A 21,184-nucleotide genomic window follows, 5' to 3' on the forward strand; every position below is an offset into this window, starting at 1 on the left:
CAACTGTTCCGGGGCAGCGCTTCGCGATAAGATCAAGCACAACAAGGCCTACGGTCCAGGGAGCGGGAGGAACGCCGTGAGCCATCATCCAGCTCTGCCTTACTTGCGCAATTCCGAGAAGGGCAAGGTCGTCTCGGCGAATGAAGCCGTCATGCTGATCCGCGACGGCGACACGGTGGCAACCGGCGGCTTCGTCGGCATCGGCTTTGCCGAGGAGATCGCCATCGCACTCGAAGAGCTCTATCTGTCCCATGAGGGCGATGCGCCCTATACGCAAGGCAAGCCGCGCAATCTGACGCTGGTCTATGCGGCCGGGCAGGGCGACGGCAAGCAGCGCGGCCTCAATCATTTCGGACATGAAGGCCTGGTGCGGCGCGTGATCGGCGGGCATTGGGGCCTTGTGCCGAAACTGCAGCAGCTCGCGATCGCGAACCAGATCGAGGCCTATAACCTGCCGCAGGGGGTCATCACCCATCTGTTCCGCGACATCGCCGCGCACCGGCCCGGCCACATCACCCGCGTCGGCATGGGCACCTTCGTCGATCCCCGGCACGGCGGCGGCAAGCTGAACGCACGCACCACCGAGGACCTGGTGGAGCTGATCACGCTGCGCGGCGAGGAGTGCCTGCTCTACAAGACCTTCCCGATCGATGTCGGGATCATCCGCGCCACCACCGGCGATCCCGACGGCAATCTCACCATGGAGAAGGAGGCCCTGACGCTGGAGGCGCTTGCCATCGCCATGGCGGCGCATAATTCCGGCGGCATCGTCATCGCCCAGGTCGAGCGCGTCGCCGAGGCCGGCAGCCTCAATCCGCGTCAAGTGAGGATTCCCGGCATCCTCGTCGACTGTGTCGTGGTGTCGAGGCCCGAGAACCACTGGCAGACGTTCGGCACGCAATACAATCCGGCTTTCTCGAGCGAGATCCGGGTCCGCGCCGCCTCGTTGCCGGTGATGCCGATCAGCGAGCGCAAGATCATCGCCCGGCGCGCCGCGCTGGAGCTGAAGGCCAACAGCGTCGTCAATCTCGGCATCGGCATGCCCGAGGGGATCGCCGCGGTCGCCAATGAAGAGCGGATCATCGACCTCATCACGCTGACGGCGGAGCCGGGCGTGATCGGCGGCATCCCGGCGAGCGGCATCGATTTCGGCGCGGCGATCAACACGCAGGCGGTGATCGACCAGCCCTACCAGTTCGACTTCTACGACGGCGGCGGTTTGGACGCCGCATTCCTTGGGCTTGCCCAGGTCGACCGCGCCGGCAACCTCAATGTCAGCAAGTTCGGGCCGAAGCTCGCAGGCGCTGGCGGCTTCATCAACATCAGCCAGAACGCCAAGGAAGTGATCTTCGTCGGCACGTTCGGTGCGGGCAAGCAACGCATCGCGGTGAAGGACGGCAAGCTCGTCATCCTGGACGAGGCCACGTCGCGCAAATTCGTCGAGAATGTCGAGCACGTCACCTTCAGCGGCCCGTTTGCCGCCGCGCGCAAGCAACGCACCCTTTACGTCACCGAGCGCTGCGTGTTCGAGCTCCGGGAGGACGGGCTCGAGCTCGTCGAGGTCGCGCCCGGCATCGACATCGAGCGCGACATCCTGCGCCTGATGGACTTCAAGCCGCTGATCCCGCGCGACCCCGCCCTGATGGACGCGCGCATCTTCGGCGACGGCCTGATGGATCTGCGCGAGCGCCTGCTCACCATCCCGCTCGACCAGCGCTTCACGCTGGACGAGCAGCAGAACCTGTTCTTCGTCAATCTCGAGCGCTATCCGCTGCGCAGCAAGGCGGAGATCGACACCATCGCCGCCATCGTCGAGGCCCGCCTGGCGCCGCTCGGACGCCGCGTCTACGCCATCGTCAATTATGACAATTTTTCTATCCTGCCGGAACTGATGGACGATTATTCGGCCATGGTGCGCAGCCTCGTCGACCGCTTCTATTCCGGCGTGTCGCGCTACACCACGTCGGGTTTCCTGCGCATCAAGCTCGGCGAAGCCCTGGAGAAGCGCGGCGTCGCGCCGCACATCTTCGAGAGCGCGGAGGAAGCGCAGTCGGACTGGCGCCAGGTCGAGGCCGGCGCGGCGCGCAATGCGAGCCAGGCTCAAAAATGATGCATGCTCTCGCGCCGGCGCACGCCGCCGGAAGGATCAATTGCAATGTTCGTGACGTTGTGCAAATCGCTGTTGGCAGAAACTTTACATCAGGAGGGACCATCGTGCGTCGATCACTCATCATAACAACAACCATCCTCGCGCTCGGCGCGGGCACCTCCGCGCTCGCCGACGATCTCAAGATCGCGCTGATCTACGGCAAGACCGGTCCGCTCGAGGCCTACGCCAAGCAGACCGAGACCGGCCTGAAGATGGGATTCGAATACGCCACCAAGGGCAGCATGACGCTCGACGGCCGCAAGATCGTCATCATCACCAAGGACGACCAGGGCAAGCCGGACCTCGCCAAGGCCGCGCTCTCGGAGGCCTATCAGGATGACAAGGTCGATATCGCGATCGGCACGACCTCGTCGGCCGCGGCGCTCGCCATTCTTCCCGTCGCCGAGGAGAACAAGAAGATCCTGATCGTCGAGCCCGCGGTCGCGGACCAGATTACCGGCGAGAAATGGAATCGCTACATCTTCCGCACGGCGCGCAACTCCTCGCAGGACGCGATCTCCAACGCGGTCGCGATCGGCAAGCAGGGCGTCACCGTGGCGACGCTGGCGCAGGACTACGCCTTCGGCCGCGACGGCGTCGCCGCGTTCAAGGAGGCGCTCGCCAAGACCGGCGCGACGCTCGCGGCCGAAGAATATGCCCCGACTTCGACCACCGACTTCACCGCGGTCGGCCAGCGCCTGTTCGACGCGCTGAAGGACAAGCCGGGCCGCAAGGTGATCTGGGTGATTTGGGCCGGCGCCGGCAATCCGCTGGCCAAGCTCCAGGACATGGACCCGAAGCGCTACGGCATCGAGCTCTCCACCGGCGGCAACATCCTGCCGGCGCTCGCCGCCTATAAGGGTCTGCCCGGCATGGAAGGCGCGACCTATTACTTCTACGAGATCCCGAAGAACCCGGTGAACGACTGGCTGGTGGCCGAGCACCAGAAGCGCTTCAACGCGCCGCCGGACTTCTTCACCGCGGGCGGTTTTGCGGCTGCGATGTCCGTCGTCGCCGCCGTCACCAAGGCGAAGTCGACCGACACCGAGAAGCTGATCAGCGCGATGGAGGGCCTCGAGTTCGACACGCCCAAGGGCAAGATGGTGTTCCGGAAAGAGGACCATCAGGCGCTGCAGAGCATGTATCACTTCAAGGTCAAGGTCGATCCGAACGTCGCCTGGGCCGTGCTCGAGCCGGTGCGCGAGCTGAAGATCGAGGACATGAACGTTCCGATCAAGAACAAGCGGTAAGCTTTCTTGCTTCACCTCTCCCGCTCTTGTCCGCCGAAGCCTTGGCGAAGGCGGATGCGGAGAGGCCGGGAGAGGACTCCTTCCTCTTGGGGGTTCTCGCCTGCGGAGACAGCCCTCTCCCCGACCCTCCCCCGCAAGCGGGGGAGGGAGCGCAGCGTGACCTGCGGATCTATCTCGTTTCATCATTTGCCAGACTCTCCATGCCGCTCACCCTCGAAACCCGCGACCTCACCATCCGCTTCGGCGGCCATGTCGCGGTCAACAATGTCTCCTGCACGTTTCGCCCGGGCGAGCTCACCGCCATCGTCGGGCCGAACGGCGCCGGCAAGACCACCTATTTCAATCTGATCTCGGGCCAGCTGCGGGCATCCGGCGGCAGCATCCTGTTCGACGGCGCCGACATCACCGAACATTCCGCACCAATGCGCACCCGTGCGGGTCTCGGACGTGCTTTCCAGCTCACCAATCTCTTCCCGAACCTCTCAGTGGAAGAGAATGTCCGCCTCGCAGTGCAGGCGGCAGCGGGCACGCATTACGACATGCTGCGGCCCTGGATGGTGCGCCGCGACCTGATCGCGCGCGCCGACGCCATTCTCGACCAGGTCGCGCTCGGCAATCGCCGCGGCGTCACTGCGACCGCGTTGTCGCATGGCGACCAGCGCAAGCTCGAGGTGGCGCTGATGATCGCGCTCGAGCCAAAAGTCTTCATGTTCGACGAGCCGACCGCCGGCATGAGCATCGACGAGGTGCCGATCGTCCTGAACCTGATCGCGCAGCTCAAGCAGGACAGGAGCAAGATCATCCTCTTGGTCGAGCACAAGATGGACGTGGTGCGCTCGCTCGCCGACCGCATCATCGTGCTGCATAACGGGCAGCTGGTGGCGGACGGCGCACCTGCCGAGGTGATCGCCTCGCCGATCGTGCAGGAAGCCTATCTCGGCATCGCGCCCAAGAACGCTGCAGGGAGCGCAGCATGAGCGATCTCCTCAAGCTTTCCGGCGTGCACACCCATATCGGGCGCTATCACATCCTCCAGGGCATCGATCTCATGGTGCCGGAAGGACAGGTCACGATGCTGCTCGGCCGCAACGGCGCCGGCAAGACCACGACGCTGCGCACCATCATGGGGCTGTGGCAGGCCTCGAAAGGCGAGATCACCCTGGCAGGCCAGCGCATCGAGAGCCTTGCGACGCCCGACATCGCGCGGCTCGGCGTCGGCTACGTGCCGGAGAGCATGGCCGTGTTCTCCGATCTCACGGTGAAGGAGAACCTGGTGCTGGCGGCGCGCGACGCGCCGCTCGACGACAAGCAGCTGGATTGGATCTTCGGCTTCTTCCCGGCGCTGCGCCGCTTCTGGCTGTCGCGCGCGGGAAGCCTGTCGGGCGGGCAGAAGCAGATGCTGTCGATTGCGCGCGCGATCGTCGAGCCGCGCAAGCTGCTCCTGATCGACGAGCCGACCAAGGGCCTCGCGCCCGCCATCGTGATGGCGCTGATCGAGTGCCTGAAGGAGATCAAGCGCAAGGGCGCCACGATCCTGATGGTCGAGCAGAATTTCTTTGCCGCCCGCGAGCTCGGCGACAACGTGCTGGTGATGGACAACGGCACCATCGTTCATCGCGGCGAGATGGCGGCACTCGCCGCCGACGTGCCGCTGCAGGAGCGGCTGCTCGGCCTGAGCCTGGAGGCGCATCAGTGACAGACCTTGCCGCAACCGATCCGCTGCCGAAGCCGAAGCGCGATCTCGCGCCGATCCTGCTGCCGCTCGCGCTCGCGCTGCTGATGATCCCGCTGATCGGATCGACCTCGTCCTGGCTGACCCTGACCGTCGCAAGCCTCGCCATGGGCATGATGATCTTCATCATGGCCTCAGGGCTAACGCTGGTGTTCGGCCTGATGGACGTGCTCAATTTCGGCCACGGCGCCTTCATCGCCGTCGGCGCCTATGTTGCCACGCTCGTTCTGGCGCCGTTCGCGGCGTCCATCCAGGCCGATTCGCTCTGGATGAACCTCGCGGTGCTGGGGCCAGCCGCGCTGCTCTCAATGGCGGTGTCGGGTGCGCTCGGCCTCGTCGTCGAGCGCGTGCTGATCCTCCCCGTCTACGGCCAGCACCTGAAGCAGATCCTGATGACCACCGGCGGCCTGATCGTCGCCGAGCAGACGCTCTATGCGCTGTGGGGGCCGCAGATCATCCCGATGCCTCTGCCGGCCTCGCTCCGCGGCTCCTTCATCATCGGCGACGTCGCGATCGCCAAGTACCGCGTGCTGGCGATGCTGATCGGGCTTTCCGTCTTCATCGCGATCCAGCTCGTGCTCAACCGCACCAAGCTCGGCCTCCTGATCCGCGCCGGCGTCGAGAATCGCGAGATGGTGGAGGCGCTCGGCTACCGCATCCGCCGCCTGTTCCTCGGCGTGTTCATGACCGGATCGGCGCTGGCCGGCCTCGGCGGCGTGATGTGGGCGCTTTACCGCGAGCAGGTGCACGCCTCCATGAGTGACGACCTCACCGTCCTGATCTTCATCGTCGTCATCATCGGCGGGTTGGGATCGATCGGCGGCTGCTTCATCGGCGCCATCCTCGTCGCCATGGTCGCCAATTACGGCGGCTTCCTGGTGCCGAAGCTCGCCCTCGTCTCCAACATCCTGCTGATGGTCGCCATTCTGATGTGGCGGCCGCGCGGCCTCTATGCAGTGACCAGCCGATGATGATCCTCTCAGGCGATCCGCCGCGCAGCCGCGTCCTGACGCTCGTTCTCGTCGTCATCATCCTGGCGCTGGCGGCAACGCCATTCCTGTTCCCGGGCGCCAAGGCACTGAACGTCGCGGCCAAGATCTGCATCTTCGCAGCCCTCGTCGCCTCCTACGATCTCCTGCTCGGCTATACCGGCTCGGTGTCGTTCGCCCACACCATGTTCTACGGCATCGGCAGCTACGCGATCGCGATCGCGCTGTACGGCATGGGTCCGAACTGGGCCGCGGTCGCCACCGGCATCGTCGCCGGCCTGCCGCTCGCAGCCCTGCTTGCGCTCGCGATCGGGCTGTTCTCGCTGCGGGTCGCTGCGATCTTCTTCGCCATGATCACGCTTGCGGTCGCCTCGGCCTTCCAGGTGCTGGCCTCGCAGCTGTCCTGGCTGACCGGTGGTGAGGACGGGCGCAGCTTCCAGCTGCCGGAGCTGCTGCGCCCCGGCACGGTGCTGATCTCCAAGAACCTGTTCGGCTTCGAGATCAACGGCCGCATCCTGACCTTCTACCTGGTGTTCGCGATCTCGGCCCTGATGATCCTCGCGCTGCTGCGCGTCGTGAACTCGCCGTTCGGGCGCGTGCTCCAGGCGATCCGCGAAAATCGTTTCCGGGCCGAGGCGCTCGGCTTCCGCACCGTGTTCCACCTCACCTACGCCAACTGCCTCGCCGCTCTCGTCGCAGCCAGCGCCGGCATCCTGAATGCGCTGTGGCTGCGCTATGCAGGTCCCGACACCTCGCTGAGCTTCTCCATCATGCTCGACATCCTGCTGATGGTGGTGATCGGCGGCATGGGCACGATCTACGGCGCGATCATCGGCGCCACCATCTTCATCCTCGCCCAGAACTATCTGCAGTCGCTGATGGGCGTCGCCTCCAAGGCGGCGGGCGAAGCCGGGCTGCCACTGCTGCCGGGGCTGTTGCATCCCGACCGCTGGCTGCTGTGGCTCGGGCTGCTATTCATCGCCAGCGTCTATTTCTTCCCGACCGGCGTGGTCGGACGGCTGCGCCATGGCGGCGGCAAGAAGACCGCTGGCGCCTCGCATTAACCGATGATTCATGATGCAGCGCCGCGTTTGCGGCGGCGCCGCACAACCGGCGCGATACAAGCGCGGCTACATATCGGCGCCATCACGCAACCGGATTAACGCTCAGGTAACTGGTTTTCCTAAGGTTTGCGCCATTTGTGCGGTGTATTCCTGTTCTTCCAGGGAGGGGGAATGCGCCAGGTCTTTGCCAAGGTAGCAGCCGGAATGTCTCTAGCCGCGGGGAACGGCTGGGAAGCCTTGGCGCGCCGCGGTCCTGTCCTATGGCTGACCTTGTGCGGCGTATTTCTGGTCGCGGGCATTTTCATCGTCACGGCCATGGCGGTCGGCGAATTCCGCGAGCGGACCCTCGCCAACCGCGAGCGTGAGCTCGAAAACACGGTGAAGCTGATCGCGCGGCATTTCGATCAGCAATTCGAGGATTCCGACGTCGTCGCCGCCGACCTGATCGGACAGATGAACCTGGCGGAGATCACCTCGCCTGCGATGTTCCGCGAGCGCATGTCCGGGCCTGCGCCAAACCAGATGCTGCGCAGCAAGATCAGCTCCGTGTCGTATCTCGGCGACATCGCGATCTACGATGCCGAGGGCGATCTGATCAACTGGTCGCGGGCCCAGCCGCTGCCCAAGATCAACATCTCCTCGCGCGGCTATTTCCAGTCGTTCAAGTTAAACCCGGCGGCCGAGCCGGTCATCCTGGAATCGGTCCGCAGCCTCATCATCGGCAAATGGACCACGGTCGTCGCACGCCGGCTGCGCGGCGCGGACGGCACATTCCTCGGCGCCATGGTGCGGCGGATCGACCCGAGCAGCTATCAGCAATATTTCGCTTCGGTCGCGCTCGCCGACGGCACGGCCATCTCGCTGTTCGATCGCGAGGGCAAGATGCTGGCGCGCTATCCGCACGCCGAGGAGCTGATCGGGCGGAACTTCAAGGACGGGCCGCTGATGCAGAAAGTGCTGGCCGAAGGCGGTCAGCAGACGCTCCGCGGCAGGAGCCCCGTCACCGGTGAGGAGCGGCTCGGCTCGGCTGCGTCGCTGACGCATTTCCCGCTGGTCATCATCGCCACCAACACCACGGCAGCGGCACTTGCGGACTGGCGGCAGCAAACCGGCTTCATGGTGGCCACGGCAGGCGTCGCGGCCAGCGTGATCGCGCTGATCCTCTATCTGATCATTCGCCAGATCAACCGGCAGAACCGCGAAGCCCAGCAGCGCATCGAAGCGGAGCGGCTGCGGCTCGACACCGCCCTCAACAACATGTCGCAAGGGCTGATCCTGTACGACGCGGGCGGCACCATCGTCACCTGCAACCGCCGCTACGCCGACATGTTCGGCCTGTCCCACGACGTCATCAAGCCCGGCTGCCACATCCGCGAGGCGATGTATCATCGCAAGGAGCGCGGCGCATTCGATGGCGATGTCGAAGCGTTTTGCGCCGACGTCATGAGGGTCGTCGCCGAAGGCACGGTCTCGACGAGAACGCATCAGCTGGCCAACGGCCGCGCCTTCCAGGTCATCAACACGCCGCTCGCGCAGGGCGGCTGGGTCGCCACGATCGAGGACATCACCGAGCAGCGCAATCTGGAGCAGGAGCGCGACCGCAACTACACCTTCCTGCGCGAGATCATCGACCATATCCCGTCACGGATCACCGTGAAGGATGCCCGCACGCGGCGCTACCTGCTGGCCAACCAGGTGGCCGAGCAACAACTCGGCGAAACCAGCAAGACGATCGTCGGCAAGACCGCGTTCGATCTCTATCCGGCAGAAACCGCCGGGATCATCACCCGGGACGACGACAAGCTGCTGCAATCGCCGGACGGGTTGTTCCTGGACGAGCACGTGTGGACCACGCCAAGCATCGGGCGGCGCTACATCACGTCCACCCGGATCGGAATCCGCGACAGGTCGGGCGAGCCGCGCTACATCATCAATGTCGTCGAGGACGTCACGGAGCGGCGGCGCGATCACGAGAAGATCGCGCATATGGCGCATTACGACGCGCTGACCGACCTGCCGAACCGGGCCCTGTTCCGCGAGCAGATCGAATGCGAGCTGGAGAAGGTCGCCGAAGGCGGCCAGTTTGCGCTGCTCTACATCGACGTCGACGAGTTCAAGGGCATCAACGATTCGCTCGGTCATCACGTCGGCGACGAGCTGTTGAAGGCGATAGGCGGCCGTCTGCGCGGCTGTCTCAAGCAGGGCGATTTGATCGCGCGGCTCGGGGGCGACGAATTCGCCGTGATCCAGACCGACATCGGGTCTTCCGCCGACGTGCTGTCCTTCGTGAAGCGGATCTACCAGGCGATCCGGCAGCCCTATCATTGCCTCGGCCATCAGCTCTCCACCGATGCCAGCATCGGCATTGCGCTGGCGCCGCAGGACGGCTCGGACCTCGATCAACTCATCAAGAATGCCGATCTCGCGATGTACGGCGCCAAGGCCGAGGGCCGCCGCACCCACCGCTTCTTCGAGCCGGCGATGGACGCGAGCGCCAAGGCCCGCCTCAGCATGGAGCAGGATTTACGCCAGGCCCTCGTCAACGGCGGCTTCGAGATTCACTATCAGCCGCTGGTCGACCTGCGCTCGGGTGAAGTCTCCGGCTGCGAGGCGCTGCTGCGCTGGCGCCATCCCCAGCGCGGCATGGTGTCGCCGGCGGAGTTCATTCCGGTCGCCGAGGACACCGGCCTCATCACCGAGCTCGGCGACTGGGTGCTGCGCACCGCCTGCAGTGAGGCCGCGACCTGGCCGGCGCATGTGCGCCTCGCGGTCAACGTCTCGCCCGTGCAGCTCAAATGCGACACGCTGGCGCTGCGAATCGCGGGCGCGCTCGCCGCCTCCGGCCTCGACCCGCGCCGGCTCGAGCTCGAGATCACCGAGGCCGTGCTGATCCGCGACGACGAGGCGGCGCTCTCGATCCTGCACCAGTTGCGGTCGATCGGCGTGCGCATCGCGCTCGACGATTTCGGCACCGGCTATTCCTCGCTGAGCTATCTGAAGCGCTTCCCGTTCGACAAGATCAAGATCGACCGCTGCTTCGTCGTCGACATCGCCGAGGCGAGCGGCTCGCCCATCATCGTGCAGGCGGTGGTGAACATCGCGGCCGCCAGCAGCATGACCACGGTCGCCGAGGGCGTCGAGACCGAGGCGCAGCGCGACATGCTGCGCGCGCTCGGCTGCACGCAGATGCAGGGCTATCTGTTCAGTGCACCGAAGCCGGCCAGCGAGGTACGCAAGCTGTTCGGTCCCTCCGATGGCTTGCCCGTGGCTGCGGTGGCCTGATGCCGAAGTCGCGCAAGGCGCTCGATGTCGCCGATTCCTACGCCGTCCGGCTGATGCAGCACCTCGTGGTGCCGACCTTCGTGATTGACCCGAAGCGCCGCGTCGTGATCTGGAACAGAGCCTGCGAGCGGCTGACCGGCGTCGGGGCCGCCGAAGTGATCGGCACCAGCAAGCACTGGCAGGCATTCTACGAGACGAAGCGCCCCTGCCTTGCCGACCTCGTCGCGCTCGACCGGCCCGAGCAGTTGCCGGAGTATTATTCGGAATATGCCGCGCGCGGCCACAACGGGCTCGGCTTCTCCGCGGAGAACTGGTGCGTGATGCCCAAGCTCGGCAGCCAGCTCTATCTCGCCATCGACGCCGGCCCGATCCACGACGAGGCCGGCAACCTGATCGCGGTGGTGGAGACTCTGCGCGACCTCACCGACCAGAAGCGCGCCGAGATGGCGCTGAAGGAGCTCGCGACCAAGGACGGGCTCACTGGCCTCGCGAACCGCCGCGCCTTCGACCAGATGCTGCTCGGCGAATGGGCCCGCGCCCAACGCACGCAGAAGCCGCTGGCCCTGCTGTTCGTCGACGTCGACCATTTCAAGCTGTTCAACGACCAGCACGGCCACCAGAGCGGCGACGAGTGCCTGCGCGCGGTGGCTGACGTCGTCAGCCGGCATGCGGTGCGCCCGCTCGACCTCGCCAGCCGCTATGGCGGCGAGGAGTTTGCGCTGATCCTCCCCGACATGGATTGCGACAGCGCCTGCATGGTGGCCGAGGCGGTCCGCTGCGCCGTGATGGCCTTGGCGATCGCCCATGGCGCAATGGGCGCCGGCGACCACGTCACCCTCAGCGTCGGCGTCGCCAGCCATATTCCTGGTAGTACCGACGGCAGCCCGGACCGGCTGCTCGGCGCCGCCGACGAGGCGCTCTATGTCGCCAAACGCCTCGGCCGCAACCGCGTCATCTGCGCCGAACGGGTTTTGGCCGAATTCGCCGCCCTCGGCGGCAAGCCGGTTCCGGACCCGGTCAAGCGCAAATCGGCCTGAAGCGCGCTTCCATCGAGAAGCGGTTGCCCGCCCCGCGCCAATCGGCTAAATGAACCTCGACTAGCACCCGTAGCTCAGCTGGATAGAGCGTTGCCCTCCGAAGGCAAAGGTCACACGTTCGAATCGTGTCGGGTGCGCCATTTTGTGATTTGCGCGATATTGTCACCGATTGACGCGCAGCTCCCTCGATGCGGCGCGCTACCTCAACTAGCCCTACCTCAACTAGCCCTCGGCAGGCAGCTTCATCTGGCCGGTCGCTTCATCAATCTCCCTGATGGCCTGTATCGCGAAGCACACCCCAGATCAGGATAGAGTGACCAAGCGCGAAGCAGCGGAATGTCGCTCGCGCTACCGAACCGCCCCACATTCACCAGAGCCTTTTCGATCACGTCTTCGATGCAACGGCCTCGGCTCGCGTGAGCCAGTTCTGCCCGCCGGAGCCTCTCTCCCGGAGCGACGAATGTTACCGATTGGCGGCGAGATACCGGGCTTGATGCGACGTACACCGTCCCCCAAATCTCACGTCGGATGTTCAATCGCATCGACATAGCCCGGTTCACATGGGGGAGCGTGCGCGTTGCGCACCTCCGTCTGCCGCCCGCGGCGGACGCAGGTGATGCATCGCTCGCGCTGCCTGGAGCGATCGCGGTGGGGTTTAACGGCCAGAAGAACGCCGCTGTAATGCTGGCGAATGGACGCACGGTCGCTCGCGATGCGCCTGCCGGAACAATCGGTCTGACCGGCGGAGAACCGGTCAAATGGGTGCGAACAACTTCGCCCGCTGAAGTGGTAGAAATTTCAGCGGATGGCTCGCTGCGGAGGCAAATTGCCGAGGAACTTGGTGCTGAGGGCCATGCCGATCTTGCCGATATTCATGGCTGGGAGAACTTTCACGCATGGGCGATCGTTGACCGTTTCCGCGCAGCCGCGCGCGGGAGGCATCATTTGAACGACGTCGAACGCGATTCATTGGTGCGGACCCTCTACGCGATTGTCTTGTGCGGAAAATTCGGAGGGCGGGCGATCGAGCGCTCAAAAGGCTCGCTGGATACTCGGCGCCTGCGCAGAGTGCTGGATTTTGTAGAAGCACACACCGCCACGGATCTGACGCTCGCGCGGCTGGCCGAAGTTGCGGCACTAAGTCCGTTTCACTTTGCCAGGGCGTTCAAGGCCGCCACCGGATCTCCGCCGCATCAATATGTGTCGAGCCGCCGCCTAGAGCACGCGCGCCAACGCCTTCGGAACACGCCCGATAGCGTTGAAGCGATCGCCGCCGACCTCGGCTATTCGAACATCAATCATTTTCGTCGTCAGTTCCGTGCCCGGACAGGTCTGTTGCCGTCTGATATCCGCGCGCGCTGAAGCAAAAGACAGCAAGAATCGACCTGCCGCGCAGCGGCCTCATGCCTCTAGGTTCGCGTGACCGGAGAGCCAAGCCGTTTTTGTGAACGACGGCCTGCTGACATGCTGAAGCGGAGGCGCAGGATAACCATGACTCAAAACGAAAACATTTGGCTATCGCGTCGTTCGATGACACTTGGCATCACCGCGGCGGCGGTTACGGCGGCTGCAGTCGGTCGAACAGACGCCCAAACGAATCAGTCGGGAGACCCAACCCGTGTTCTCGCGGGAAAAGTCGCGCTAATCACCGGAGGGCCGCGCAATCTCGGCCGCGCATATGCAGCAGGACTCGCAGCGGACGGTGCGAGCATCATGATCCACTATCATGACGCGGGCGATCGAGCTGATGCCGAGACTGCAGCGCACCTTGTCCGCGCACAGGGTGCTCGTGCCGCCACTATCGAAGGCGAACTCCACGAAATGCCGACTCATTCGCGCCTCGTGGAGGCGACGCTGCGCGAATTCGGTCGCATCGACATACTGATCAACAACGCCGGTCGCATGGTCAAGAAGCCGGTGGCCGAAATCAGCGAGGCCGAATACGACGACGTGTTCGGAGTGAACGCCAAGGCGAGCTTTTTCATAATGAAGGAGGTGAGCCGTCATCTTCCGGACGGTGGGCGAATCATTAATGCATGCTCGTCGCTGATCGACGGCTACCTTCCCAACTATGCGTTATATCAGGGATCGAAAGCAGCTCTCGAACAGTTCACGCGCTCCATGGCGCGCGAACTCGGGCCTCGCGGTGTCACGGTCAATGCCGTTGCGCCCGGACCGATAGATACACCCTTCTATCGGGCGCCCGAGGACGCGGCCGCCATCGCCTACGCGACGCGTCTTTCTGTAGCGGGGCGCCTCGGCACGGTCTCCGACGTCGTTCCGCTGATTCGGTTCCTTGCGTCGCCAGCATCGCATTGGGTCACGGGCCAGACTGTCTACATTAACGGCGGCTACACCGGGCGATAAACTACTCGAAAGCGACGCACGAAAGATCTTTCGATCTCATCATTGGCGGCATTGCGTAAGATTTGTCCGGGCGTTCGATATCCCCCGGGCACAATCCGGAGCTGCTCGCGATGCTGACCCCGGCGCTGGGCAGCGCACTGGACGAGAGCTCCGCGCGCAGGAAGCAGCGCCTCTCACCCACTGACCCGCAGCACCCGAACCGTGAAGACGAGCACGAGGCCGGCCCTCACGTCAGCATCGCGATGATCGCCTGGAGCTGGTCGGACGCTGCCGTCACCAATCCATCGTATGACGTGTGGCCGTGTGCGGCGGCGTTCAGGATGCATTCGGCGACGGCCGCTTTCAGGCCGAACACCGATTGATGGGCCGGTACACTCGCCATCACGGTCTCCAGCGCTTGACGCATGGTGTGAATGAGCTCGGAGCTGTATTGCATGGGCTGTCCTCCGCGGGCTCATATTGGGTCGCGTGCCCATGCTTGCCACTCACAAGCCTGAGATTGTTTTTTGAATCGGTCGAGACCCAGCGCCTCAATTCAAGCGCCAGATCGCCGCATTGAGCACACCGGCGAACGCGACCCAGGCTGCGTAGGGCACGAACAATGCGGCGGCGAGCCTGTCGCGTGACAGCTCGAGACCGATGTAGGTCACGATCGCGATGAACAGGCCGACGAGAATGACGAGCGCGGCGCCGATCTGGTGCATCGTGAACATGACCGGAGACCAAATGAAGTTGAGCGCCATTTGCGCCGCCCAGGCCAGCATCGCCTTGCCCCTGGGCTCACGGCGAAAGGTCCGCCATCCCGCAACAGCGATCAGAACGTAAAGGATGGTCCAGGCGATCGGGAACGCCCAGTTCGGCGGGACGAAGCTCGGCTTGGCAAGGCCGGCATACCATTCACCGGGGGGATTGGTCGCGCCGATCAACCAGCCGGTGCCGACGACGCCCGCCACGAAGACCAACAACTGAAGCATCCGTCACCTCGCCCTTCTCATCATCCGATTGTAACATCCTTCCATGAGCCAATCCGACTCGATGCCTGGCGCAGCCGCGGCCGTGCGACGAGAAGCGATGCGCTGAGCGCCATGGCAAAGTCCTGCGTCTTCTCGCAGCAGCGTCGGATGGGTTGCCGACGTTGACGGAGACGGCCTGACCGGGGCGAGCCCGATTGGGGGGAATTCGGCCCGTCCTGCGGTTGAGGAACGCATGCGGGCGCGCTAAAGGCAAGCGGGCGCGCGCGGATCCGCAGTCGGACGAACCGCCGCCAGTGGATTCAGCACTTGGTTACAAAGCTATCCCATCGACGCGACATTGACGGGCTCCGGGCGATCGCCGTCTTGAGCGTATTCTTCTATCACTTGGACGTTCCGCCGTTCGGCGGCGGCTTCGTCGGGGTCGACCTGTTTTTCGTCGTGTCCGGCTATCTGATCTCTCGGATCATTCTCAGCGAGGCAGATCGCGGCGAATTTTCGCTCCAGCGATTTTACGAGCGCCGCATCCGGCGCCTCTTTCCCGCAGCGATCGTCACCATCATCGGCATCTTGGCCGTCGGTGGCCTCTGGTTCTCTCCGGAACTTTTCAAGGGCCTGACTCAAGACGCCGTGGCTACGCTGGTATCGGTCTCGAATTTCTACTTCTGGCGCGGCAGCCACGCCTATTTCGCCAACTCGACCGATCCCAGCCCCGTGCTTCACTTCTGGTCGCTGGCCGTCGAGGAGCAATTCTATCTGTTTTGGCCCGTGTTCATTCTGCTGGGGCGCCGATTGCTCGGTCGCGCACTGCCTTTGCTCATTCTTGGCATCGCAATTCTTTCGCTCGGCGTCGCGCAAGCGACACTCGCAACCGACAGCTCGGGTGCTTTCTACCTGCCGACCTGTCGCGCCTTCGAATTTGCGATCGGAGCGCTGGTCATCTCTGCTGAGCAGAGGCTGACCTTCCCGGCCGGAGCGCGCTCGCTGTTGGCTGCCGCCGGATTCGGTTTGATCGCTTACGCGGTCGTCAGCTTCGACAGTGCGACCTCCTTCCCTGGCGCGACGGCCCTCATCCCATGCCTGGGTGCAGCCTGCGTGATCTTGGCGGGCGAGCGTCACGTCCTTTCGCCTGTCCTGACCAATCCGCTGAGTGCGGGGATCGGGCTGGTGTCCTACTCGCTCTACCTCGTGCACTGGCCCCTGATCGTCTACGCAAACTACATCCTGGGCGATGACGCCAAGTCGGTTGCGGTGAAAGTGCTGATCGCCGCCCTCGCGATGGCGCTGGCTGCGCTGATGTATCGGCTGATCGAACAGCCTTATCGCGCGGGTCGCTCGTCACTGCTGCGAGTCGCCGGCCCCGCCGCCGCGACGATCGTCGCGCTCGCGATTGTTGCATTTGTGGCCAACCGCCAAGATGGCTGGCCATGGCGGCTCCCGGCACAGGCCCGCGAGGTCGCCGATCTGCAGCGATTCGGCTTCTGGCCGTGCGCCAAGAGCGCACAATCGAAATGTGCCTTCGGTTCATTGAGCGACCCCGTTGGCGTGCAAGTGCTCGGCGACTCCTTCGCCGAGCATTATGTCGCAGCGCTGGACCCGGCGGCAAAGCGCGCCGCCGTCCGGGGAGAGGCCTATACGGCCGAAGGTTGTCCGTTGCTCGTCGGGCTGGTGCGAACAGCGTTCGACGGCTCGCAGGACTGCAAACGCCAGCGCGATACCTACCTCGCCGCGATCAGGCAGAACCAGGCTCCAATCGTGCTCAGCCAATCCTGGATGACTTACGGCAATGCGCTCCGCAACGAGCTCGCGCCGGAGGTCAATGCACCGGCCCTGCAGGTCTGGCGGGCCGGCATCGAGAACACGATCCATGAGCTCGGCGGCAGCGGACGGCGCATCCTGATCATAGCGCCCGGAGTCGAGCCGGGCTGCCGCAGCCCGATGTCCCGCTTCGCACCGGGACCCCTCTGGCACGCACCAAGCAAGCCCTGTCCTGCCGTGCCCCTTGATCGCGTGCAGGCCGACAATCGCGAATTCCACGCCATGCTCGAGGAGATCCGGAGCCGCTACCCGAACCAGGTCTTTCTGCTCTATCCAGAACGCTATTTGTGCGGAGAAGCCGAGTGTCCGACCGCCATGGACGGCCTCTGGCTCTATTGGGACGTCAATCACCTCACGGTCGCAGGTGCGCAGCGCGTTGGCGACGGAGCCTCAAGCCAGCTCCTTGAGTTCATCCGGGGCAAGTAGGAGCCTCTGCCTCTCCCAAGCGATCGCGGCCGAGCCGAAGCCATCTCGACTGAACGGAACTGACGAGCGCCTCTCGTCACGAGCCTGAGATAGCTTTTGACCCTGCCGCGATTGTGCAGCTCAATTCAGCCGCCGGATCGACGGAAGCATCCCTCAGCTCGCGCATCTCCCCACGCGATTGTATCATCTTTCCATGAGCGAATCCGACCCGACGACCGGCGAGCCCTCGCCTGTCCGCAAGATCATCCATATCGACATGGATGCGTTCTATGCCTCTGTGGAGCAGCGCGACAATCCGGAGCTGCGCGGCAAGCCGGTCGCGGTCGGCGGCTCCGCGGAACGCGGCGTCGTTGCGGCGGCGAGCTACGAGGCTCGCAAGTTCGGCGTTCGCTCGGCCATGCCGTCGGTGACGGCGAAGCGGCAATGTCCCGATCTGATCTTCGTCAGGCCGCGCTTCGAGGTCTACAAGGCGATCTCCAGACAAATCCGCGACATCTTTGCCGAGCACACGCCCGTCATCGAGCCGCTGTCGCTCGACGAAGCCTATCTCGACGTGACGGAGAACCTGCAAGGCATCCCGCTGGCACGGGACATCGCGCTCGAGATCCGCGCGAAGATCAAGGCGGAGACCGGCCTCACCGCGTCGGCGGGTATCTCCTACAACAAGTTCCTGGCCAAGCTCGCGTCCGATCATCGCAAGCCCAACGGCCAGTTCGTGATCTCGCCGGAGATGGGGCCGGCCTTCGTCGAGCCGCTGCCGGTCGGCAAATTCCACGGCATCGGTCCGGCGACGGCTGCGAAGATGAACGCGCTCGGCCTGTTCACCGGCCGGGACATCCGCAACCAATCGCTGGAGTTCATGAACGCGAATTTCGGCAAGTCAGGCGCGTATTATTATTGGATATCGCGCGGCGTCGACGAGCGGCCGGTCCGCGCCAACCGGATCCGCAAATCCGTCGGCGCGGAGAACACGTTCTCGACCGACCTCGATGCGTTCGACGCGCTTGCCGCCGAGCTAAGGCCGCTCGTCGACAAGGTCTGGCGGCATTGCGAGGCGACGGGCAATCGCGGCCGCACCGTCACCCTGAAGATCAAATTCGCCGATTTCGAGATCATCACGCGCAGCCGATCCGTCGCGGCGCCCGTTGCCGGACGCGACGATCTGGAGCGGCTGGCCTGCGGCCTGCTCGAAGCCGAGATGCCGCTGCCCAAGCGCGTCAGGCTGCTTGGGGTCTCGCTGTCGTCGCTCCACGCCGCCGGCGAGTCGGAGCCGCAGCTGACGCTGGGCATCTGAACGCGGCCCAAGCTTCGGCGACGGAGCGCACCAGGCGCGACGAACGGCGGCGGATCTTCCGACGCGCCACCGATTGAGGTCGATCGCGCGCGAAGGTACTCAATGCTTCATATGCTCGAACACCACGATCACGCCGGTCGGTTCGGGCTCATGCGCCATCAGGCGCGTCAGGTCGGAATCGCCCCAATCAGCGAGGCTGACGACCTCGCCGCTCTCGCGGTCGCTGCCGAGCGATCCCGTCGGCTCGAGCACCTTGAGGCCCATCTCGTCGACGAAGAAGGTGTGCTCGCCGAACATGCTGTTGAGCTGCGGCATCGCCGGATGTTCGTCGGGCAGCACCTGAGCGCCGAGCTGGTTGACGGTCTGCTTCACCTGTTCAGATGTGAGCTTCATGAGCTGCTCCGTTGTTGTATCCGGTTTCATCGAGCCAGGCGGGAGCGAGCATTCCCTGCGCCCTTATGCGCCTGGCTCAGAGTCCCGAACAGGTGCTGCGGACAAATGTTCCTGCGAAATGTATTTCGTGATCGCGGGGTTTCATCGGCCGCGTTCGCGGCACAGGATCGCCACAGGATGCACACGATCTATCGATCTACGCGCTACTCGCTGCTGTTCTCGCCGACCGACAGCGCGCAGATGCGTGACAGATATGTGTACGGCAGGCCGGACTCCTCGGCCCAGGCGTTGAACTGCGCCTGCACCTTGGCGAGATCGCCCTTCGACTTGACCTCCTCGGCGATGTCGAGACCGGCAGCGCGCAGGCAGGCCACGACGTCCTTCGACGTCACGAAGCCGTCCCAGCCGACGAAGCGGAGCAGCATCTGGCCGGTGTTGCCGCCCAGCCGGCTGCCGCGCTTGTTGAGGAGATCGAGCAGGCCGATCTCGTCGGAGGACGGCCATTTCGCCAGGAACTTGCCGAAGCTGCCGTGCTCCTTCGCGATCTCCTGCACGAAGGCGGCGTTGTCGCGCACTGACATGATCTTGGCACCGTTGCGCACGATGCGCGCGTCGCGCAGCAGGCCCTCCCAATAGTCTTCGGGCTGGAACGTGAGCTTGGCGGGCTGGAAATGCAGGAAGGCCTGTTCGAAGCCGTCCCATTTGGAATCGATCACGCTCCAGGCAAAGCCGGCGCAGAACACCCGCTTGGTCATTTCGGCGAGGATACGATCGTCGCCGAGCTTGGCGAGCTGCTTGAGGTCCGGCTTGGCCGGCATCAACTTGTCCAGCGCCTTGGGCCCGCCCTTGCGCTTCTCGGCGCGGGCGCGAATGGTCTTGAAGGGGGTCATGTGAACACGGGTGTTGAGGGCAGGCCACGACACCAGAATTCGGCGATCCGGTCCAGCCCCGCGTTGCCGCCCCTTGCGCCCTGCGACGGGACGCAGCATGCTGTCGTTCATTGGAGTGATGCAAAGGGGCGGCCGGGCTGGTCTGCTTCTTGCTTTATATTGTTTTGGAATTCCCTGACATTTTGATCTCTCGCCGTCGGATTTTCCATGCGCTGCCTGGTCGTGGCCGACCTGCACTATTCGCTGCCGCAGCTCGACTGGCTGGTCAGCGCGGCGCCGCAATTCGACCTCGTGATCTTCGCCGGCGACGCGCTCGACATCGGCTCGATGGTGGATTTCCGCGCCCAGATCGTGGTGGTGAAGAAGTATCTCGCGCTGCTGGCCGCGACGACCCGCGTGATCCTCTGCTCCGGCAATCACGATCTCGACGAGCGCAACGCCGAAGGTGAGAAGATTTCGCGCTGGATCTCGGAGGTGCGCGAGCTCGGCATCGCCTGCGACGGCGACGGCCTGACGGTCGGCGATACCCTGTTCACCGTGTGCCCGTGGTGGGATGGACCTCAGGTCAAGCAACGCCTCATCGAGCAATTGCGCGATGCCGCAGCCGTCAGGCCGCAGCGTTGGATCTGGGCGCATCATGCGCCGCCGGCGGATTCACCGACGAGCTGGGGCGGCAAGCGCTTCTTCGGCGACGTCGAGCTGGTGCAGTGGATCATGCAATACCAGCCGTCGATGGTGATCTCGGGCCATGTGCATCAATCGCCCTTCATCAGCAATGGATCGTGGTTCGACCGGCTGGGCCAGACCTGGGTCTTCAACACGGGCCTGCAACCCGGCCGTCCCCCGACCTGCATCGTGCTCGATCTCGATGCCGGCAAGGCGTTCTGGCTGGCGGCCGGCGAGGCGCAATGGATCGACCTGAATGCGCCGTTGCGGCGGCCCGCCGCCCCCATCGAGGCGCCGCCCGACTGGCTCACATTCTTGGATCGGATTGCCGATCCGAGCCTGGCGAAACCTCAGCCGGCGGCAGGTTGATCATGCTCTGGAGCACTTCGCCGACCATGGCCAGATGCGTGCCGTGGCCGGCATATTGCCGCTTCAGATCGGCGAGGTAGGTGTTGGCGACGTTGAGCCTCTGCGCCAGCATTTTTGCGATCAGCAGCGCCACGCCCGGCTCCCTCTCGAGGAACGCGGCGGCATCCTCGAATTCGTAGACGATGGCGTCGGAGCAGGCCCGTACCGTTGCGGTGTGCGGCTGGCCCAGCAGCACGGACATCTCACCCAGCACCGCGCCGGGCTCGGTGACGGTGGCGACCACCATCTCGGCCTTGAGCACCTCGAGCCTGCCTTGCATCAGCACGTAGAGATGGCCGGAGGTGCCCCCCTCGGCGACGATGATGGTGCCGGCGGCAAGCTGCCGCTCCGTTCCGCCGGTGCAGTAATCGAGGACTGCGCGCATGGTGCGAACGCTCCCGTCGCAGGGGTACACAACGCCGGAAGACTAGAGCACGATCCGTGCCGG

18 protein-coding genes and 1 tRNA gene are annotated in these 21,184 nt (G+C 64.5%); 14 read left to right on the plus strand and 5 right to left on the minus strand.

Going from position 1 to position 21,184, the window contains the following annotated elements; translation table 11 throughout:
* The first annotated feature begins 76 nt into the window (after nucleotides 1-76).
* From I6F31_RS28810 to I6F31_RS28860, 11 genes are all read left to right on the plus strand, one after another.
* Nucleotides 77-2,110, plus strand: coding sequence for an acyl CoA:acetate/3-ketoacid CoA transferase (locus tag I6F31_RS28810; RefSeq protein ID WP_225186482.1), 2,034 nt, complete (start codon nucleotides 77-79; stop codon nucleotides 2,108-2,110).
* A 104-nt stretch (nucleotides 2,111-2,214) separates the two neighbouring features.
* On the plus strand, nucleotides 2,215-3,399 hold the full coding sequence (locus I6F31_RS28815) for a substrate-binding domain-containing protein (RefSeq protein WP_036002387.1): 1,185 nt from the start codon (nucleotides 2,215-2,217) through the stop codon (nucleotides 3,397-3,399).
* Between the two features lie 200 nt (nucleotides 3,400-3,599).
* On the plus strand, nucleotides 3,600-4,376 hold the full coding sequence (locus tag I6F31_RS28820) for an ABC transporter ATP-binding protein (RefSeq protein WP_225113288.1): 777 nt from the start codon (nucleotides 3,600-3,602) through the stop codon (nucleotides 4,374-4,376).
* Nucleotides 4,373-5,095 (plus strand): ABC transporter ATP-binding protein, encoded by a 723-nt coding sequence (locus I6F31_RS28825; protein ID WP_225186483.1) that lies wholly within the window; start codon nucleotides 4,373-4,375, stop codon nucleotides 5,093-5,095. The genes I6F31_RS28820 and I6F31_RS28825 overlap by 4 nt, the downstream gene beginning before the upstream one ends.
* Nucleotides 5,092-6,102, plus strand: a complete 1,011-nt coding sequence (locus tag I6F31_RS28830) for a branched-chain amino acid ABC transporter permease (protein WP_036002397.1) — start codon at nucleotides 5,092-5,094, stop codon at nucleotides 6,100-6,102. The genes I6F31_RS28825 and I6F31_RS28830 overlap by 4 nt, the downstream gene beginning before the upstream one ends.
* Nucleotides 6,099-7,184, plus strand: coding sequence for a branched-chain amino acid ABC transporter permease (locus I6F31_RS28835; protein ID WP_225130158.1), 1,086 nt, complete (start codon nucleotides 6,099-6,101; stop codon nucleotides 7,182-7,184). The genes I6F31_RS28830 and I6F31_RS28835 overlap by 4 nt, the downstream gene beginning before the upstream one ends.
* 171 nt (nucleotides 7,185-7,355) lie before the next feature.
* Nucleotides 7,356-10,466 carry an EAL domain-containing protein gene (locus I6F31_RS28840; protein ID WP_225186484.1) on the plus strand — a complete coding sequence of 1,037 codons (3,111 nt, stop codon included), beginning with the start codon at nucleotides 7,356-7,358 and terminating at the stop codon, nucleotides 10,464-10,466.
* Nucleotides 10,466-11,503 carry a diguanylate cyclase gene (locus I6F31_RS28845; protein WP_225186485.1) on the plus strand — a complete coding sequence of 346 codons (1,038 nt, stop codon included), beginning with the start codon at nucleotides 10,466-10,468 and terminating at the stop codon, nucleotides 11,501-11,503. Before I6F31_RS28840 ends, I6F31_RS28845 begins: the two co-directional genes overlap by 1 nt.
* Before the next feature lie 63 nt (nucleotides 11,504-11,566).
* A tRNA-Arg gene (locus tag I6F31_RS28850) sits at nucleotides 11,567-11,643 on the plus strand.
* A gap of 388 nt (nucleotides 11,644-12,031) precedes the next feature.
* Nucleotides 12,032-12,865, plus strand: a complete 834-nt coding sequence (locus I6F31_RS28855) for an AraC family transcriptional regulator (RefSeq protein WP_225153646.1) — start codon at nucleotides 12,032-12,034, stop codon at nucleotides 12,863-12,865.
* 129 nt (nucleotides 12,866-12,994) lie between these two features.
* Nucleotides 12,995-13,870: an SDR family oxidoreductase gene (locus I6F31_RS28860; protein ID WP_225186486.1), complete on the plus strand. Its 876-nt coding sequence runs from the start codon at nucleotides 12,995-12,997 to the stop codon at nucleotides 13,868-13,870.
* Between the two features lie 226 nt (nucleotides 13,871-14,096).
* Here the strand turns inward: I6F31_RS28860 and I6F31_RS28865 are convergent, their stop codons facing one another.
* Entirely contained in the window at nucleotides 14,097-14,306 is a 210-nt protein-coding gene (locus I6F31_RS28865) for a hypothetical protein (protein ID WP_225113284.1), read from the minus strand.
* Between the two features lie 94 nt (nucleotides 14,307-14,400).
* Nucleotides 14,401-14,844, minus strand: coding sequence for a TspO/MBR family protein (locus I6F31_RS28870; RefSeq protein WP_036002487.1), 444 nt, complete (start codon nucleotides 14,842-14,844; stop codon nucleotides 14,401-14,403).
* A gap of 306 nt (nucleotides 14,845-15,150) precedes the next feature.
* Here I6F31_RS28870 and I6F31_RS28875 point away from each other — a divergent pair, with 306 nt between their 5' ends.
* Together I6F31_RS28875 and dinB are read left to right on the plus strand one after the other, a co-directional pair.
* Nucleotides 15,151-17,085, plus strand: coding sequence for an acyltransferase family protein (locus I6F31_RS28875; RefSeq protein WP_225186487.1), 1,935 nt, complete (start codon nucleotides 15,151-15,153; stop codon nucleotides 17,083-17,085).
* A 193-nt stretch (nucleotides 17,086-17,278) separates the two neighbouring features.
* Complete coding sequence (gene dinB, locus I6F31_RS28880) at nucleotides 17,279-18,379, plus strand: DNA polymerase IV (RefSeq protein WP_225144826.1); 1,101 nt, start codon at nucleotides 17,279-17,281, stop codon at nucleotides 18,377-18,379.
* A 99-nt stretch (nucleotides 18,380-18,478) separates the two neighbouring features.
* Here the strand turns inward: dinB and I6F31_RS28885 are convergent, their stop codons facing one another.
* Nucleotides 18,479-18,772 carry a hypothetical protein gene (locus tag I6F31_RS28885; protein WP_036002585.1) on the minus strand — a complete coding sequence of 98 codons (294 nt, stop codon included), beginning with the start codon at nucleotides 18,770-18,772 and terminating at the stop codon, nucleotides 18,479-18,481.
* A 203-nt stretch (nucleotides 18,773-18,975) separates the two neighbouring features.
* Entirely contained in the window at nucleotides 18,976-19,662 is a 687-nt protein-coding gene (locus tag I6F31_RS28890) for a DNA-3-methyladenine glycosylase I (RefSeq protein WP_225144879.1), read from the minus strand.
* 207 nt (nucleotides 19,663-19,869) lie between these two features.
* On the opposite strand from I6F31_RS28890, the gene I6F31_RS28895 reads away from it, so the two are divergent.
* Nucleotides 19,870-20,697, plus strand: a complete 828-nt coding sequence (locus I6F31_RS28895) for a metallophosphoesterase family protein (RefSeq protein WP_225186488.1) — start codon at nucleotides 19,870-19,872, stop codon at nucleotides 20,695-20,697.
* Here the strand turns inward: I6F31_RS28895 and I6F31_RS28900 are convergent.
* Nucleotides 20,636-21,121 carry a cyclic nucleotide-binding domain-containing protein gene (locus I6F31_RS28900; RefSeq protein ID WP_057025890.1) on the minus strand — a complete coding sequence of 162 codons (486 nt, stop codon included), beginning with the start codon at nucleotides 21,119-21,121 and terminating at the stop codon, nucleotides 20,636-20,638. The two genes, I6F31_RS28895 and I6F31_RS28900, sit on opposite strands and share 62 nt — an antisense overlap.
* Nucleotides 21,122-21,184: the final 63 nt, after the last annotated feature.

Source organism: Bradyrhizobium sp. NBAIM01 (assembly GCF_020194115.1).
Classification (GTDB): Bacteria; Pseudomonadota; Alphaproteobacteria; order Rhizobiales; family Xanthobacteraceae; genus Bradyrhizobium; species Bradyrhizobium yuanmingense.